Source organism: Pseudomonas sp. PAGU 2196 (assembly GCF_022179005.1).
Lineage (GTDB): Bacteria > Pseudomonadota > Gammaproteobacteria > Pseudomonadales > Pseudomonadaceae > Aquipseudomonas > Aquipseudomonas kermanshahensis.
This window is the reverse complement of the sequence record NZ_BNTL01000029.1, coordinates 53,323-69,519: the sequence shown is the minus strand read 5'-3', so window position 1 is coordinate 69,519 and position 16,197 is coordinate 53,323. Positions and strand designations below refer to the sequence as shown.

18 protein-coding genes are annotated in these 16,197 nt (G+C 60.9%); 6 read left to right on the top strand and 12 right to left on the bottom strand.

The genetic code is table 11. From position 1 onward, the window contains the following. Positions 1 to 245: 245 nt before the first annotated feature. Together MFF34_RS22490 and grxD are read left to right on the top strand one after the other, a co-directional pair. Positions 246 to 2,354, top strand: coding sequence for a molybdopterin-dependent oxidoreductase (locus tag MFF34_RS22490; RefSeq protein WP_238216535.1), 2,109 nt, complete (start codon positions 246 to 248; stop codon positions 2,352 to 2,354). 91 nt (positions 2,355 to 2,445) lie between these two features. Continuing rightward, a complete protein-coding gene (gene grxD, locus MFF34_RS22485; RefSeq protein ID WP_012313029.1) occupies positions 2,446 to 2,781 on the top strand; it encodes a Grx4 family monothiol glutaredoxin in 336 nt (111 codons plus the stop codon). 56 nt (positions 2,782 to 2,837) lie between these two features. Here the strand turns inward: grxD and bfr are convergent, their stop codons facing one another. Together bfr and MFF34_RS22475 are read right to left on the bottom strand one after the other, a co-directional pair. Further along, positions 2,838 to 3,311, bottom strand: coding sequence for a bacterioferritin (gene bfr, locus MFF34_RS22480; RefSeq protein WP_027594191.1), 474 nt, complete (start codon positions 3,309 to 3,311; stop codon positions 2,838 to 2,840). 200 nt (positions 3,312 to 3,511) lie between these two features. Continuing rightward, positions 3,512 to 3,730 (bottom strand): bacterioferritin-associated ferredoxin, encoded by a 219-nt coding sequence (locus MFF34_RS22475; RefSeq protein WP_099455144.1) that lies wholly within the window; start codon positions 3,728 to 3,730, stop codon positions 3,512 to 3,514. A 210-nt stretch (positions 3,731 to 3,940) separates the two neighbouring features. On the opposite strand from MFF34_RS22475, the gene MFF34_RS22470 reads away from it, so the two are divergent. Continuing rightward, complete coding sequence (locus MFF34_RS22470) at positions 3,941 to 4,543, top strand: peroxiredoxin (RefSeq protein WP_027594192.1); 603 nt, start codon at positions 3,941 to 3,943, stop codon at positions 4,541 to 4,543. Positions 4,544 to 4,629: 86 nt separating this feature from the next. Here the strand turns inward: MFF34_RS22470 and rnt are convergent, their stop codons facing one another. Both rnt and pyrC read right to left on the bottom strand, forming a co-directional pair. After that, on the bottom strand, positions 4,630 to 5,241 hold the full coding sequence (gene rnt / locus MFF34_RS22465) for a ribonuclease T (protein WP_371097688.1): 612 nt from the start codon (positions 5,239 to 5,241) through the stop codon (positions 4,630 to 4,632). 59 nt (positions 5,242 to 5,300) lie between these two features. Further along, positions 5,301 to 6,347 carry a dihydroorotase gene (gene pyrC / locus MFF34_RS22460; RefSeq protein ID WP_099455143.1) on the bottom strand — a complete coding sequence of 349 codons (1,047 nt, stop codon included), beginning with the start codon at positions 6,345 to 6,347 and terminating at the stop codon, positions 5,301 to 5,303. A gap of 130 nt (positions 6,348 to 6,477) precedes the next feature. Between pyrC and MFF34_RS22455 the strand changes: the two genes are divergently transcribed. Both MFF34_RS22455 and MFF34_RS22450 read left to right on the top strand, forming a co-directional pair. Beyond that, complete coding sequence (locus MFF34_RS22455) at positions 6,478 to 7,434, top strand: OmpA family protein (RefSeq protein WP_238216533.1); 957 nt, start codon at positions 6,478 to 6,480, stop codon at positions 7,432 to 7,434. 294 nt (positions 7,435 to 7,728) lie between these two features. Then, a complete protein-coding gene (locus tag MFF34_RS22450; protein ID WP_027594196.1) occupies positions 7,729 to 8,946 on the top strand; it encodes an argininosuccinate synthase in 1,218 nt (405 codons plus the stop codon). A 70-nt stretch (positions 8,947 to 9,016) separates the two neighbouring features. Here the strand turns inward: MFF34_RS22450 and MFF34_RS22445 are convergent, their stop codons facing one another. Further along, complete coding sequence (locus tag MFF34_RS22445; protein WP_238216531.1) at positions 9,017 to 9,451, bottom strand: hypothetical protein; 435 nt, start codon at positions 9,449 to 9,451, stop codon at positions 9,017 to 9,019. A 368-nt stretch (positions 9,452 to 9,819) separates the two neighbouring features. Between MFF34_RS22445 and MFF34_RS22440 the strand changes: the two genes are divergently transcribed. After that, positions 9,820 to 10,446 (top strand): response regulator transcription factor, encoded by a 627-nt coding sequence (locus MFF34_RS22440; RefSeq protein ID WP_033702663.1) that lies wholly within the window; start codon positions 9,820 to 9,822, stop codon positions 10,444 to 10,446. Between the two features lie 43 nt (positions 10,447 to 10,489). Here MFF34_RS22440 and MFF34_RS22435 read toward each other — a convergent pair whose 3' ends face one another. From MFF34_RS22435 to metG, 7 genes are all read right to left on the bottom strand, one after another. Further along, positions 10,490 to 10,666: a PA3496 family putative envelope integrity protein gene (locus MFF34_RS22435; RefSeq protein ID WP_027594199.1), complete on the bottom strand. Its 177-nt coding sequence runs from the start codon at positions 10,664 to 10,666 to the stop codon at positions 10,490 to 10,492. A 104-nt stretch (positions 10,667 to 10,770) separates the two neighbouring features. Next, positions 10,771 to 11,409, bottom strand: a complete 639-nt coding sequence (gene nth, locus MFF34_RS22430) for an endonuclease III (protein ID WP_027594200.1) — start codon at positions 11,407 to 11,409, stop codon at positions 10,771 to 10,773. A 4-nt stretch (positions 11,410 to 11,413) separates the two neighbouring features. After that, positions 11,414 to 11,938: an Rnf-Nqr domain containing protein gene (locus MFF34_RS22425; protein ID WP_238216529.1), complete on the bottom strand. Its 525-nt coding sequence runs from the start codon at positions 11,936 to 11,938 to the stop codon at positions 11,414 to 11,416. Beyond that, a complete protein-coding gene (locus MFF34_RS22420) occupies positions 11,931 to 12,530 on the bottom strand; it encodes an RnfABCDGE type electron transport complex subunit G (protein WP_238216527.1) in 600 nt (199 codons plus the stop codon). The genes MFF34_RS22425 and MFF34_RS22420 overlap by 8 nt, the downstream gene beginning before the upstream one ends. Next, on the bottom strand, positions 12,527 to 13,510 hold the full coding sequence (locus MFF34_RS22415) for an RnfABCDGE type electron transport complex subunit D (RefSeq protein ID WP_238216524.1): 984 nt from the start codon (positions 13,508 to 13,510) through the stop codon (positions 12,527 to 12,529). The genes MFF34_RS22420 and MFF34_RS22415 overlap by 4 nt, the downstream gene beginning before the upstream one ends. Continuing rightward, positions 13,507 to 14,055 (bottom strand): Rnf-Nqr domain containing protein, encoded by a 549-nt coding sequence (locus MFF34_RS22410; protein ID WP_238216522.1) that lies wholly within the window; start codon positions 14,053 to 14,055, stop codon positions 13,507 to 13,509. The genes MFF34_RS22415 and MFF34_RS22410 overlap by 4 nt, the downstream gene beginning before the upstream one ends. Before the next feature lie 87 nt (positions 14,056 to 14,142). Next, complete coding sequence (metG, locus tag MFF34_RS22405) at positions 14,143 to 16,182, bottom strand: methionine--tRNA ligase (RefSeq protein ID WP_238216520.1); 2,040 nt, start codon at positions 16,180 to 16,182, stop codon at positions 14,143 to 14,145. Between the last annotated feature and the right edge of the window lie 15 nt (positions 16,183 to 16,197).

Genomic DNA, 16,197 nt, shown 5'->3' with positions numbered 1-16,197 from the left:
AATTAAATGTCGCCTGAAACCAAGAGGGGAAACAGCAGCTCTGTTGCAAAGGGTGTCATTACCCCTTGAGCGTGCGCTGTTTTTTATTTGCTACAGAGGTTGTACACGGCTTGCCCGCAATTTGGCAAATGCGTGTCGCGAATCGTTTGCCTGATGTCGGAGAATTCACAGCGCAAAGTGCGCTGGCGAGGGCCGTGGGCGGGGCGCATAGTCGTGATCAGACCCATGACAACGCAGAGGCGGCCATGACCAAGACCCTGCATCACCGTGCCTGTCACCTGTGCGAAGCCATTTGCGGGCTGAACATCGAAGTCAGCCATGAAGACGATGGCCGGGCGCTGATCAGCTCGATCAAAGGCGACCCCGATGACCCGTTCAGCCGTGGCCATATCTGCCCCAAGGCGGTAGCCTTGCAGGACATCCAGAACGACCCCGACCGCCTCCGTCAGCCGCACCGTCGGGTTGGCGAAGGCTGGCAGGCGATCGGCTGGGACGAGGCCTTCGCCCTGGCGGCCGACAAACTGTGGGCCATCCAGCAGGCTCATGGTCGCAACGCGGTGGCGGTGTATCAAGGCAACCCCAGCGTGCACAACTACGGGTTGATGACCCACAGCAACTATTTCCTCGGCTTGTTGAAGACCCGCAACCGCTTTTCGGCTACCTCGGTGGATCAGTTGCCCCAGCACCTGACCAGCCACCTGATGTACGGCCACGGTCTGTTGTTGCCGATCCCGGACATCGACCACACCGACTTCATGTTGATTCTGGGCGGCAACCCGTTGGCATCCAATGGCAGCATCATGACTGTGCCAGATGTGGAGAAGCGCTTGAAGGCCCTGCGTGCCCGGGGCGGTCAACTGGTGGTAGTGGACCCGCGGCGCAGCGAAACGGCGGCCATGGCTGACCGCCACGTGTTCATCCGCCCCGGCGGCGATGCAGCATTGCTCAGTGGCCTGCTCAATACCCTGTTCGACGAAGGCCTGACCCGCGCGTCGCACGTGCCGGTCAAGGGTGTTGATCAGGTGCGCAACGCAATTGCCCCCCTGACCGCTGAAGCCATGAGCCCGCTGTGCGGCATTGCCGCCACCGATATTCGCCAGCTGGCGCGTGATTTTGCGGCTGCCGACAAGGCCGTCTGCTATGGCCGCATGGGCGTATCGACTCAGGCCTTCGGCACCGTGTGCCACTGGCTGGTGCAACTGATCAACCTGGTCACCGGCAACCTGGATCGCGTGGGCGGCGCCCTGTGTACCGAGCCGGCAGTCGACTTGGTGGCGAGTACCTCGGGTGGGCACTTCAATGCCTGGCAAAGCCGGGTTTCGGGGCTGCCGGAGTACGCCGGCGAGCTGCCGGTGGCTGCACTCGCCGAAGAAATGCTCACGCCTGGTGACGGCCAGGTGCGGGCGCTGGTGACCGTGGCGGGCAACCCGGTGCTGTCCACGCCCAATGGTCGACAGCTGGACGAGGCGCTGGAGGGGCTCGAGTTCATGCTCAGCATCGACCTTTACATCAACGAGAGCACCCGCCATGCCGATTTGATCCTCCCTTCCACGTCGGCGCTGGAGAACGACCACTACGACAGCACCTTTAACTTGCTGGCGGTACGCAACGTGACGCGCTTCAACCGCGCGATCCTCGTCAAGCCAGAAGGCGCGTTGCACGATTGGGAGATCTTTGTCGGCCTGGCCAAGGCCTTTGCCGAGCGTGCGGCACTGGAGCTCAAGCCGACCCTGCCCCCGGCGCAGATGATCGACTGGGCTTTGCGCAAGGGGCCTTATGGTGATGAATCGGCCTGGAAGCTCTCGATCGAAACACTGGATCGACACCCCCACGGGCTCGACCTGGGGCCACTAGGCGCCAATCTGCAAGCGCGCCTGCGCACTGCCAGCCAGGCCATCGAGGCGGCCCCTCAGGTGCTGCTCGACGACTTGGCCAGGCTTGCCCGGCAGGCACCATTGGCCGCTGGGGCGCTGTTGTTGATTGGCCGCCGCCATGTGCGCAGCAACAACTCGTGGATGCACAACTTCCACCGGCTGGTCAAAGGCAAGCCGCGCCACCAGCTGTTGATGCACCCTGATGACCTGCTGCAACGGCAACTGCAGGATGGCCAGCGCGTGCGCATACGTTCGCGTACCGGCACCCTTGAGGTTGAAGTGCAGGCGTGTACCGACATGATGCCGGGCGTGGTCAGCCTGCCACACGGCTACGGCCATGCTCGCCAGGGCGTGCACCTGCAGGTCGCCCAGGGGCAACCCGGGGTCAGTGCCAATGACCTCACCGATGAGCGCTTGCGCGATCAGGTGTCGGGCAATGCCGCCCTCAATGGCGTGCCTGTGCACGTCGAGGCCGCCTGAGTAACGGCAAGGCCGAGCATACCGCTCGGCTTTCCGATACAATGCGTCACCGTGCCGACCATCGAGTCGGAAAGTTCAGACGAGGTGTTCCATGGATATCATCGAAACGATCAAAGAGCAGATTGCCAACAACACCATTCTGCTTTACATGAAAGGCTCGCCGAATGCCCCGCAGTGCGGGTTCTCGGCCAAGGCATCGCAAGCTGTGATGGGTTGTGGCGAGAAGTTCGCCTACGTCGACATCCTGCAGAACCCGGAAATCCGCGCCAACCTGCCCAAGTACGCCAACTGGCCAACCTTCCCGCAACTGTGGGTAGCAGGCGAGCTGGTCGGCGGTAGCGACATCATGCTGGAAATGTTTGAAAACGGTGAGCTGCAAACCCTGATCAAGGATGCTGCTGCCAAGGCGAAGGCTTCTGAAGCCTGACCCTCAAACATCCATAAAAAAACCCGCTCATGGCGGGTTTTTTTATGGGCGGGATTTTACTCTTCGCCCATCTGCGACTGCAGATAGTTCTCGATGCTGATCTTGTCGATCAGGCTCAGCTGGGTTTCCAGCCAATCGATGTGCTCTTCCTCGGACTCGAGGATGTCTTCGAGCATTTCACGCGAGCCGAAGTCACCAACGGTTTCGCAGTGAGCGATGGCGGCTTTCAGGTCGATGAGGCCTTTCTGTTCGATCTTCAGGTCGCACTCGAGCATTTCTTTGGTGTGCTCGCCGATCAGCAGCTTGCCCAGGTCCTGGACGTTCGGGATGCCTTCGAGGAAGAGAATACGCTTGATCAATTTGTCAGCGTGCTTCATCTCGTCGATGGATTCCTTGTACTCGTGCTTGCCGAGTTTGTTCAGGCCCCAATCTTCGTACATGCGTGCGTGCAGGAAGTACTGGTTGATCGCGACCAGCTCGTTTCCGAGGATCTTGTTGAGATGCTGGATGACGCTTACGTCGCCTTTCATGACGGGTTCCTGCCCTGTAGAAGTGTGCCAATACAGAGAAGTTTGAGCCTGATACTTAGGGCTGTCAAACCTAAGTTATTGAATAATAAGTGAAAATGAATAGGAATAAGAATGTTTGTGAAGCGCGTTGGAGTGCTAAGTTATTGAATTGCGGGCATAAAAAACCGGACGCTAGGTCCGGTTCTTCAAAATAGGGGGTTTCAAGCGGCAGTAAATTCTACCGGATAGGGCAGGGCAGCCTGGCTGACCTGAAGATCGGTCAAGGTCTCGCGGACCACTTGCTTGGCAAGGCAGGCACATTTACCGCATTGGCTGGCGACGTTGGTCGCGGCTCGAACTTCCTTGTAGCTGCAGCATCCGTCATAGATCGCATCGCGGATCTGTCCGTCGGTCACGCCGACACAAAGACACACATACATAAAGTCGGACCATCGCTGGTTGAGATGGTCTGGAGCTTAATGGTAATGAGAATGCTTGTCAAAAGACTTTCTGAGAGGGGCGTGCTTGAGCGACCGGCGGTTGGATTCGGTCTGTCATGAGAAGCCGTGTATGATGGTCGGCCTTTGTTGGATGTCGGGCAAGCCCGTCTGGCCCGGCAAACGGTTTTTCACCCTCATCAGGAGATAACAATGAGCGTACTCGTTGGTAAACAAGCCCCCGACTTCACCGTTCCCGCTGTACTGGGCACTGGCGAAATCGTCGACAGCTTCAACCTGGCCTCGGCCATCAAGGGCAAGTACGGCCTGGTGTTCTTCTACCCGCTGGACTTCACCTTCGTTTGCCCGTCCGAGCTGATCGCCCTGGATAACCGCATCCCAGACTTCCAGGCTCGCAACGTTGAAGTGATCGGCGTTTCGATCGACTCGCACTTCACCCACAACGCCTGGCGTAACACCCCGGTCAACAACGGCGGCATCGGCCAGGTGAAGTACACCCTGGCTGCCGACATGACCCACGAAATCTGCAAAGCCTACGACGTCGAGTCCGAAGGTGGCGTGGCCTTCCGTGGTGCCTTCCTGATCGACACCAACGGTGTTGTCCGTTCGCAGATCATCAACGACCTGCCACTGGGTCGTAACATGGACGAGCTGCTGCGTCTGGTTGACGCCCTGCAATTCCACGAAGAGCACGGCGAAGTCTGCCCTGCCAACTGGAAGAAAGGCGACAAAGGCATGAACGCTTCGCCAGAGGGCGTTGCTGCATACCTGAGCGAGAACGCTGGCAAGCTGTAATTGCCAAGCGCACAAAAAAACCGGCCCTGGTGGCCGGTTTTTTTGTGCCTGCATTTGGGGCCGCAAAGCGGCCCCAATATCTCAACTCAGTCGTTGAAATCGCGCCAGCCGCCCATTTCCTTCCAGCGGTTGACGATGCCGCAGAACAGCTCGGCCGTCTTCTCGGTGTCGTAACGCGCCGAATGCGCCTCACGCCCGTCAAAGTCGATGTCGGCACTCTGGCAGGCCCGCGCCAGCACGGTCTGGCCATACGCCAGGCCCGCCAGGGTGGCGGTGTCGAAGCTGGAGAACGGGTGGAAGGGGTTGCGCTTGAGGTCGTTGCGGTTGACCGCGGCATTGAGGAAGCCCAGGTCGAAGCTGCTGTTGTGGCCGACCAGGATTGCGCGCTTGCAGCCGTTGGCCTTGAGCGCTTTGCGCACGCCGCGGAAGATATCGGTCAGCGCGCTTTCTTCACTCACTGCCATGCGCAGCGGGTGGTCCAGCTTGATGCCGGTGAACTCCAGTGCGGCAGCCTCGATATTAGCCCCCTCGAACGGCTCTACCCGGTGGAAGTAGGTGTGTTCGGGGAACAGGAAGCCTTTCTCGTCCATGCCGATGGTGACGGCGGCGATTTCCAGCAAGGCATCGGTGGCGCTGTTGAAACCGCCGGTCTCGACATCCACCACCACTGGCAGGTAGCCACGGAAGCGCTCAGCCATCGGGTGGCGCGAGCCGCTGCCGGCCTGGCCGTCCTGATCGTCTTCGTAGAGGTCTTCGCTCACGCGTTTTCCTCCAGCAGGCGCCAGCGCAGCTTCTCGCCGGCACGCAGCGGTACCACGGTCTGCTCGCCAAACGGCAGGCTTTCAGGGGCAGTCCACTCTTCGCGGACCAGGGTGATGGTGTCGGTGTTCGCCGGCAGGCCATAGAAGGCCGGGCCGTGCAAGCTGGCGAAGCCTTCGAGTTTGTCCAGCGCGTTACGCTGCTCGAACGCTTCGGCGTACATCTCGATGGCCGCGTACGCGGTGTAGCAGCCGGCGCAACCGCAGGCGGCTTCTTTGGCGTGACGGGCGTGAGGGGCCGAGTCGGTGCCGAGGAAGAATTTCGGGCTGCCACTGGTGGCAGCATCCAGCAGCGCCACCTGGTGGGTGTTGCGCTTGAGGATCGGCAGGCAATAGAAGTGCGGGCGAATGCCGCCAACCAGCATGTGGTTGCGGTTGTACAGCAGGTGCTGGGCGGTAATGGTGGCACCGACGTTGGCCGAGGCCTCGGTGACGAACTGAGCGGCATCGCTGGTGGTGATGTGTTCGAACACCACTTTGAGCGTTGGGAAGCGTTCGACCACACGGCGCATGTGCTCGTCGATGAAGCGCTTCTCGCGATCGAACACGTCGATCTCGCTGCGGGTCACTTCACCGTGCACCAACAGCGGCATGCCAACTTCGGCCAGCGCTTCGATAGCGGGGAAGATGTTGTCGATGCTAGTCACGCCTGAATCGGAGTTTGTCGTGGCGCCGGCCGGGTACAGTTTGGCGGCGTACACGATACCGCTGGCCTTGGCCGCGCGGATGTCCTCGGGGCTGGTGCGGTCGGTGAGGTAAAGCACCATCAGCGGTTCGAAGCGGCTGCCGGCCGGGCGCGCGGCAAGGATGCGCTCACGGTAGGCGCCAGCTTCGACGGCATTGCGCACCGGCGGTACGAGGTTGGGCATGATGATGGCACGGGCGAAGGTACGCGCCACATCGCCAACGGTATGGGGCAGGACGGCACCATCGCGCAGATGGATGTGCCAGTCGTCGGGACGCAGGAGGGTCAGGCGATCGGACATTGGGGATTCCAGGCGGGTCGAACTCAAGGCCCAATGCTACCGGAAAACCCTGGGCCGAGCACGGCTATCAAGTTTTTCGGGTGGCGTCCGATACCCTGCAGGTAAGCCGTCAGAATTTGTGGAGCCGCCCGTGCGCCAGCGTTACCTAGCCCTGTTGACCCTGTTCGCCAGCCTGCCGGCCGGTGCACTGACTTTCCAGACGCGCATGGAGAACATTGCCTGGCAAGTTGAGGGCGACCAGTTCGAGTGCCGCCTGATCCAGCCGATTGACGGTTTTGGCAGTGGCGAATTCGTGCGCCGGGCCGGTGAGCTGCCGGTGTTCCAGCTGCGTTCGCACAGTAACGCGCTGGGGGCTGGGTCTGCCACGTTGCTGGCCGCAGCGGCGCCTTGGCAGCCGGGGCGTGGTGATATCAACCTGGGTGTGGTGCGGATGGCGCGTAGCGGCGTGCTGTTCAGCTCGTCCCAAGGGCAGGCCGGCCGACTGATCAATGGTTTGCTCGATGGCCGCAGCACGGTGGTGCGCAACTACACCGGCGAGGCGGGGCGGGCAATGGAGGTGCGGGTACTGCCGGTGAGTTTCGCCAAGGCCTACAGCGACTACCAGGCCTGTGCCAGCAAGTTGCTGCCGATGAATTACGACCAGGTGAGGCAGACGCAGGTGGGCTTCCCTGGGGGCGGCATCGATCTGGACGATTCGGCTCGGGCTCGGCTGGACGTTGTGCTGGATTACATGAAGGCCGACCCGACGGTTAACCACATCGAGCTCGACGGGCACTCCGACAACAGCGGAAACCGGCTGACCAACCGTGACCTGTCGCGCCGCAGGGCAGTGGCAGTGGCGGACTACTTCAAGGCCCATGGCGTGCCCGAAGCGCAAATCACCGTGCGCTTCCATGGCGAGCGTTACCCATTGGCGAAGAACAACAATGCCGCTAACCGGGCTCGCAATCGGCGGGTGAGTATCGAGCTGGACCGGGTTGCGATGGTTGAAAAAACGGTGGAGAAGCCGGTTGAGCAAACAGTGCCAGCTGCTGCTCCGGCGCCAGCTAGCCCGGCTGCCGTGGCGCCGGGGGCGAAGCTACCCTGAGGTCGTGGGGGCATGGCAAGTGATTGCTTCAGGGTCATTAGGGGTTCGCCACAACATTTTCAGCGCCTGTGAGATCGAGCGCCGCCCGCGCGGCGCTCGATCTCACAGGCGCTACACCTCTCAAGCCATGCCCCCCATGCCCAGACCGCAATCCCCTCCAAGCATCCATTCAGGCAACGTCGCGCCCTCGACAATTACTGTCGCTTTGTCGTCAGAAGCTGTCGCCCCACTGTAAATTTTTCCACAACGCCGTTAGAATCGACCCCTTTCCGTACAACCCCGTGGAGTGATGGCATGGCGGACGTAAATAAGGTCGTACTGGCGTATTCCGGCGGCCTTGATACTTCGGTGATTCTCAAGTGGCTGCAGGATACCTACAACTGCGAAGTGGTGACCTTCACCGCTGACCTGGGTCAGGGCGAAGAGGTCGAGCCGGCCCGTGCCAAGGCACAGGCAATGGGTGTGAAAGAGATCTACATCGACGACCTGCGCGAAGAATTCGTGCGTGACTTCGTGTTCCCGATGTTCCGCGCCAACACCGTCTACGAAGGCGAGTACCTGCTGGGTACCTCCATCGCCCGTCCGCTGATCGCCAAGCGCCTGATCGAAATCGCCAACGAAACCGGCGCCGACGCCATTTCCCACGGCGCGACCGGCAAAGGCAACGACCAGGTACGTTTCGAGCTGGGTGCCTACGCGCTCAAGCCGGGCGTCAAGGTCATCGCCCCATGGCGTGAGTGGGACCTGCTGTCCCGCGAGAAGCTGATGGACTACGCCGAGAAGCACGGCATCCCGATCGAGCGTCATGGCAAGAAGAAATCGCCGTACTCGATGGACGCCAACCTGCTGCACATTTCCTACGAAGGCGGTGTCCTGGAAGATACCTGGACCGAGCACGAGGAAGATATGTGGCGCTGGAGCGTCTCCCCGGAGAACGCCCCGGACCAGGCTACCTACATCGAACTGACCTACCGCAACGGTGACATCGTTGCCATCGATGGTGTCGAGAAGTCTCCGGCTACCGTTCTGGCTGACCTGAACCGCATCGGTGGTGCCAACGGCATCGGCCGTCTGGACATCGTCGAGAACCGTTACGTCGGCATGAAGTCGCGTGGCTGCTACGAGACCCCTGGCGGTACCATCATGCTGCGCGCCCACCGTGCGATCGAGTCGATCACCCTGGACCGCGAAGTCGCTCACCTGAAAGATGAGCTGATGCCGAAGTATGCCAGCCTGATCTACACCGGTTACTGGTGGAGCCCGGAGCGCGTGATGCTGCAGCAGATGATCGACGCTTCGCAGGTCAACGTGAATGGCGTGGTACGCCTGAAGCTGTACAAGGGCAATGTCACCGTTGTCGGCCGCAAGTCGGACGACTCGCTGTTCGATGCCAACATCGCGACCTTCGAAGAAGACGGCGGCGCTTACAACCAGGCCGACGCTGCGGGCTTCATCAAGCTCAATGCACTGCGCATGCGCATTGCCGCCAACAAGGGCCGTTCGCTGCTCTAAGTACTGGCAAGCGTTGCACGAACCCCGGCTCAGGCCGGGGTTTTTTTTTGCGGCGTTATGCCAATGGCTTTTAAGCCTTGTGATTGACGACGTCCTCCTGAAGCGCACTGATAGACAGGCGTGCGCATTGGCGCTTGTCCAGATTAAGGAAGTGCCACGTGCGTGTTGATTCAGGCGCGTGTGCGAGTGCCACGAGGATATGTTGTTCCAGCCTTTGTTGTGCATCGGGGCCGGTAAAGATAACGGTCACAGGTTCAGGCGATTCAGTCTCTGGGTTGTCGGTTGTTACTTTTTTTATGGCAGGGTTATAGAACGACTTGTAATTGAAGTTCAAGGTAAGGAAGAACAAGGCTGTAAGGAAGAACGGAAAGCCGACCAGAAACCAGGTATAGAGACTCTGGCTGGATTCGCTGAGAAACGGCAGTGTTGCAAGGGCGGATGCTTCGATGATCCCCGCGAAGATAGCAATGATCGTCAGCGGGGCGACAGGTTGTACGTCGGGCATGATGGCTGTCTCCTGCGGTTTTGCTCATCATTACCGTACTGTTATGCTCAACTAAAGGCTGTAGTGTTTCCCGACTGCGCATTGTCGGCACAACGGCGGGTGCCTGATTTTTTTCGCGCATTTAAAGTGGCCTATTCTTCGCGCGGAAGTTTGTTTTCAACTGGTTCACTCGATCGGGTCAGTGCTACGTTTCTTGCGAGACATGAATACTCACGATTAGCGTGCTGCCAGGTTTTGTGTAGGAAATTTCTGTAAGTGTTGTAGGGCTCGTCTATTCATGAGTTTCATTGACAAATCGTCGCGCCATTAAGCGTTCTGTCGGTTATCGTGGCGTGCCACAGCAAAAATAATGAATGAATGGATATCACATGAATAAAGTCCTTATCGTGGATGACCATCCGGTCATACGCCTGGCCGTGCGCATGCTGATGGAGCGGCATGGGTATGACGTCGTTGCGGAAACCGATAACGGCGTGGCCGCCTTGCAACTGACGCGTGAGCACCTACCGGATATCGTGGTGCTGGATATCGGCATTCCCAAGCTCGATGGCCTTGAGGTCATCGCCCGCATGGCGGCATTCAGCCCAGGCAGCAAGGTGCTGGTGTTGACCTCCCAGGTACCTGGGAACTTCTCGATGCGTTGCATGCAGGCGGGGGCGGCGGGTTATGTGTGCAAGCAGCAGGAGTTGACCGAGCTGCTAAGCGCCATCAAGGCGGTGTTGTCAGGCTACAGCTATTTCCCTAATCAGGCCTTGCACGCCTCGCGAGGCAGGGGCAGCGGTGGCAGCGAGACGGACATGGTCAACCGTCTCTCGGCCCGGGAGATGACCGTTTTGCAGCAGCTGTCGCGCGGGCGCTCGAACAAGGAAATTGCCGACAGCATGTTCCTCAGCAACAAGACTGTCAGTACCTACAAGTCCCGTTTGCTGCTCAAGCTCAACGCCCGGTCGCTGGTAGACCTGATCGAGCTGGCACAGCGCCACGGGTTGAACTGAGCGCTGCGCTGCAAAGCCTCCCGGTGGGAGGCTTTGCAAGGGTCTATAAGTCGTAGTCGAAATCGGCCAGTTGCTTCTGCAGGCGTCGCTCTTCCAGCAGGTTGTCGATGGTGCGACGTTTACTGAGGTTGGTCTTTGCAGTCTCTACCTGGGGCTCCGCTTCATCATCTGCGGCAACAAAATCATCTTCGATTGACAGGTCGTCTTTATCAGCACTCATGAGTCGCTCCAAGCCAAGGGGCCATTGGCCGTCCTTATAACCAGAAAGCTGACGCTGGTAAAAAAGATTTTTTCAATCGCGCAGGGTGGTTTTTAACTATCGGCTCAATCGTCAGACGTCTTGTGCTTGTATTCGCACAGGTCTTCGATTCGGCAGCTCCCACAGCGGGGCTTTCGCGCCTGGCATACATAGCGCCCATGAAGGATGAGCCAGTGGTGGGCATCGAGCAGGTAGGGCTTGGGTACGAACTTGATCAGCTTCTTCTCGACTTCCAGCACGGTTTTACCGGGTGCGATACCGGTGCGGTTACTGACCCGGAAAATATGCGTGTCCACCGCCATGGTCGGCTGCCGGAACGCCGTGTTGAGGACCACGTTGGCCGTTTTGCGCCCCACACCGGGCAGTGCTTCCAGCGCTTCGCGGGTTTCAGGCACCTGGCTGCCATGGCGCTCGATCAAAAGCCGGCAGGCTTCGATCACGTTCTTGGCTTTGCTGTTGTAGAGCCCGATGGTCTTGATGTATTCGCTCAGCCCTTCGACGCCCAGGGCGTAGATGGCCTCCGGGGTATTGGCGACCGGGAACAGCCGGGCGGTGGCCTTGTTGACGCCTACGTCGGTGGATTGCGCTGAAAGGGTCACGGCGACAAGCAACTCAAACGGGGTGGTGTAGGCCAGTTCCGTTTTCGGGTCAGGGTTGTCTTCGTGCAGCCTGCGAAATATCTCCAGGCGTTTTGCGGCATTCATGGACTCAGGGCTTTCCTTGACGACGTGGGTGGGCAGGGCCCGGACGCAGGTGATTGTACAGGGCCAACAGCACTCCGAGCAGTAGCAGTGCGCCCGGGGCGAGGCTGGCAAGGTGCACGCCCAGCCCTTCGCCCAGCCCTTGGCGACAGGCGCCGAGTACGAGGTATGCAGCCAGCAGGCCACCCAGGTGCAGCAGCAATGAGCGCCATCGACCTGCTTCCGGCAGCAGCCGGTCCATTGCCAGGCACGTCAGGCACAACAGTGCGGGGTACGGGCCCAGGAGCAGCGCCAGGGGCAGCAGCCAGGCACGCAGGGCCAATTGCAGGCAACTGGCCAGGCCAGCGAGTATCAGCAGGCTAGCTAGCACGTAGGCCGCTCCATGCAGGCGGTTGCGCAATGGCATCAGCAAGGCTTGATGCAGGCCAACCATCAACACCGCGCACCCGCCCATGACAGCCGCCATGGGCAGCGTTTGCGTCGCCCCTAACAGCGGGGCGAGGGCGGCGACCAGCACGTAGTCCCTATTCATGGGGGAGGCCCTCAAGGAGTGCGTGACGATGCTCATCGAAATAGCGCAGGGCATCTTGCAGCGCCTCGATCACTGCCCGCGAGGTGACTGTTGCGCCTGCCAATTGGTCGAAGTCGCCCTGGTCACGCTTCAGTGCCCAGTGATCACCCAGGCTGCGATTGGCAAATTGCGTCAGCCAGTGCACCTGCGGGTCGGCAAGGCGCCCGCCGAGCCCGGGGCTTTCCTGCTGCTCGACCACCTGGCTTCCCAGCAGGCGCCCGTCGGGCGTAATGGCGATGGTCAAGACGATCGGCCCAGCATAGCCCTGGGCCTGGGTGATCAGGACGACCGCTGCAGGCGTGCCCGCCAGCGTCGCCCGGTAGGCCGACACGATGCGGCTGTGCGCAAGTTGTGCGTCGGGCGTTGGCAGGGGGGTATCCAATGGGTGATTGTCGTAACTGGCCTCGGGGAGCACTGCCAGCCGCTGGCGGCTCTGCAGCTGTTTTTCAGCTTGGCCAATGGTGGGCGTGGTCCACGAGCGCCAGATCAGCGTCGTCGACAAGGCCAACGCCGCTGTCGCTAGCAACACTGCCGCCTGCGCGAGGCGCTTCATCGGGCAGCCTCTTGGCGGCGCAAGGCCAGCCGTTCAAGGCTGGGGACCATGAGGTTCATCAGCAGGATGGCGAACGCCGTGCCATCGGGGTAGCTGCCCCAGGTGCGAATCAGGTAGATCAGCAGGCCTGTGCCAAACCCGAACAGCAGCTTGGCCCACTCGCTTTTGGGGCTGGAGACAGGCTCGGTGGCAATGAAAAAAGCCGCCAGCATGGTCGATCCAGAGAACAGGTGCAGCAAGGGCGAACCGTTGGAATCGGAGCCTGAGCCGTTCCAGCCCAGCAGGCTGAACAACATCAGGCCAGCCAGCAAACCCACGGGTGCATGCCAGCTGAACACTTTGCGCTGGAGCAGAAACAACCCGCCCAGCAGAAACGCCAAGTTGACCCATTCGCCGCCGCGCCCACCGATGCTGCCGAACCCGGGGTGGCTGGCGAACAGTTCATCGATGGTCAGGCTGCGGTTGTGGCGCAGGCCGTCGAGTATTGTCGGTTGTGCCCAGGCATCAATGTGCTCGCCGCCGCCCACTACCTGCTGCAGGCTCTCGAGCAACCCCGGCGCGTGCCCTGGCCAATGGTTCATCTGCAACGGGAAACTCAGCAGTACGAAGGCGTAGCCCACCATGGCTGGGTTGAACAGGTTGCGGCCGACACCGCCGAAGGCCTGTTTGCCAACCCCGATCGCCACCCCAGCGGCGACCATGGGCAGCCACCAAGGGGCCAGCGCAGGAAGGGCGGCCGCCAGCAGCACCGCAGTGACCAGTGCACTGCCATCGCTCAGCGTCACTCCTACAGGTTGGCCGCGCAGGGCCAATAGCAGCGCTTCGCAGAGCAATGCTGCACTGGCACACAGCATCAGGTTGCACAGCAGCCCCCAGCCCTGCACCCACAGCAGTGCTAGCAAACCGGGGGCACAGGCCAGTAGCACCAGGCCCATGCTGGTACGCAGGCGTGGGTCAAGCTTTGCCTTGGTCGGGGTCATTGCGCAAAAAGTCCGTTGAAACCGGAAAATGCCAAGGCCATGATGCCCACACCGAGCAATTCGATTGGCAAGCCACGCAGGGCAACAGGTATGTCGGCGTGGGCGCTGCGCTGGCGCAGGTCCGCGAACAGGGCCAGCGCAAGCCACAAGCCCACGCCGGCCAGCAGGCCTTTGCTTAGCGTCGCAAGCCAGGCCGTGCCAGCGCTTGTCTCCTCCAGGGCCAACCCCAGCACGGCGACGTTGCTCAGCAGCACTGCAGGCAGGTCTGCCACGGGCCAGTCGGCGCGTAGCCTGGCCAGCGCCCATGGCACGCCGTAGGCCAGCAATGCCAACCAGGGCAGCAACAGGAACAGGCTCAGGTCGTGGAACTGCCAAGGGTCGAGCACCAGCCACCTGAACAGGTGAGCGCCGATCATGGCAAGTGCCACGGACAAGGCGCAGGCCAAGCCGAGCACATGCACGCGCAGCCACGATATTGGCTGTTGCTGCAGGCACAGGTGATTGATCAGGGTGGCGCTGATCAGGACCAGAACGTAGTCACTCATGACATGACGATAGCCGGGATTCGTATCGATTGTCCGGCATTCAGCGGCCGATGGAACAGCCCCGGCACAGAGGCCGGGGCTGGGGGCTTACTTGATGCGTTGGCCTGGCTTGGCGCCGCTGTCCGGGCTGAGCAGGTAGATTTCTTCACCGCCGGGGCCGGCAGCCATGACCATGCCTTCCGACACGCCAAAGCGCATTTTCCGAGGCTTGAGGTTGGCGACCATCATGGTCAGGCGGCCTTCCAGCTTGGACGGGTCGGGGTAGGCCGACTTGATGCCGGAGAACACGTTGCGGCGCTCGTCACCGATGTCCAGCGTCAGTTGCAGCAGCTTGTCGGCACCGGGTACGGCCTCGGCCTTGACGATCAGGGCCACGCGCAGGTCGACGGCGGCAAAGGTATCGAATTCGATTTCCGCCGACAGCGGGTCCTTGGCCAGTTCGCCATTGCCGGCCGGCGCCTTGGCTTCGGCGGCCAGCAGGTCTTCTTTGCTGGCAGCGACCATGGCTTCGACCTTGGCGGGTTCGATACGGCTCATCAGTGCCTTGAAGGCATTCAGGCTGTGGTTTTCCAAGCGCGACTGGTGGTCGTTCCAGGTCAGCGGCGCGACATTGAGGAAGGCCTCGGCGTCGGCAGCCAGCACCGGCAGTACTGGCTTGAGGAAGATCACCAACTGGCGGAACAGGTTGATGCCTTGGGCGCAAATGGCCTGGACTTCGTCCTGCTTGCCTTCCTGCTTGGCCAGCGACCAAGGCGCCTTGTCGGCGATCCAGGCGTTGGCGCGGTCGGCCAGGGCCATGATTTCACGCATCGCGCGGGCGAAGTCACGGCTCTCATAGGCTTCGGCGATGGACGGCGCGGCTGCCAGGAAGGCTTCGGTCAGCTCGGGTGCGGCATCACCGGCCACCATCATGCCGTCGTTGCCTTTGTGAATGAAGCCTGCGCAACGGCTGGCGATGTTGACCACCTTGCCGACCAGGTCGGAGTTGACCTTCTGCACGAAGTCTTCCAGGTTCAGGTCCAGGTCATCGACGCCACGGCCCAGCTTGGCCGCGTAGTAGTAACGCAGGTATTCCGGCTGCAGGTGATCCAGGTAGGTACGGGCCTTGATGAAGGTGCCGCGCGACTTGGACATCTTGGCGCCGTTGACGGTCAGGTAGCCGTGCACGTTGACCGCAGTCGGCTTGCGGAAGCCCGCGCCTTCGAGCATCGCTGGCCAGAACAGGGCGTGGAAGTTGACGATGTCCTTGCCGATGAAGTGGTACAGCTCGGCGCTGGAGTCTTCCTTCCAGAAAGCATCGAAATCCAGCTCTGGGCGGCGCGCGCAGAGGTTCTTGAAGCTGGCCATGTAGCCGATTGGCGCGTCCAGCCAGACGTAGAAATATTTGCCCGGCTCGCCCGGGATCTCGAAGCCGAAATACGGCGCATCGCGGGAGATGTCCCACTCTTGCAGGCCCGAGTCCAGCCATTCGGCGAGCTTGTTGGCGACGGCTTCCTGCAAGGTGCCGCTACGGGTCCACTGCTGCAGCATGGCCTGGAAATCAGGCAGCTTGAAGAAGAAGTGCTGGGAGTCACGCAGTACCGGGGTGGCACCGGAGATGGCCGACTTGGGGTTCTTCAGCTCGGTCGGGGCGTAGGTTGCGCCGCACTTCTCGCAGTTGTCGCCGTATTGGTCTTCGGCCGCGCACTTGGGGCAGGTGCCCTTGATGAAGCGGTCGGCCAGGAACATGCCCTTTTCGGGGTCGAAGTACTGGGTTACCGAACGGGTGGCAATGTGGCCAGCGTCACGCAGGCGCGTGTAGATCAGGCTGGACAGCTCGCGGTTTTCTTCGCTGTGGGTCGAGTGGAAGTTGTCGAAATCCACCAGGAAGTCGGCAAAGTCGCCGCTGTGCTCGGCCTGTACATTGGCGATCAACTGCTCGGGGGTGATGCCTTCCTTCTCGGCGCGCAGCATGATGGCCGAACCGTGGGCGTCATCGGCGCAGACATAGATGCACTGGTTGCCGCGTAGTTTCTGGAAGCGGACCCACATGTCTGTCTGGATGTACTCGAGCATATGGCCAAGGTGGATTGATCCATTGGCATAGGGCAGGGCGCTGGTGACGAGAATCTGACGTGGCTCGGACATGGTGGCTCGGCTACT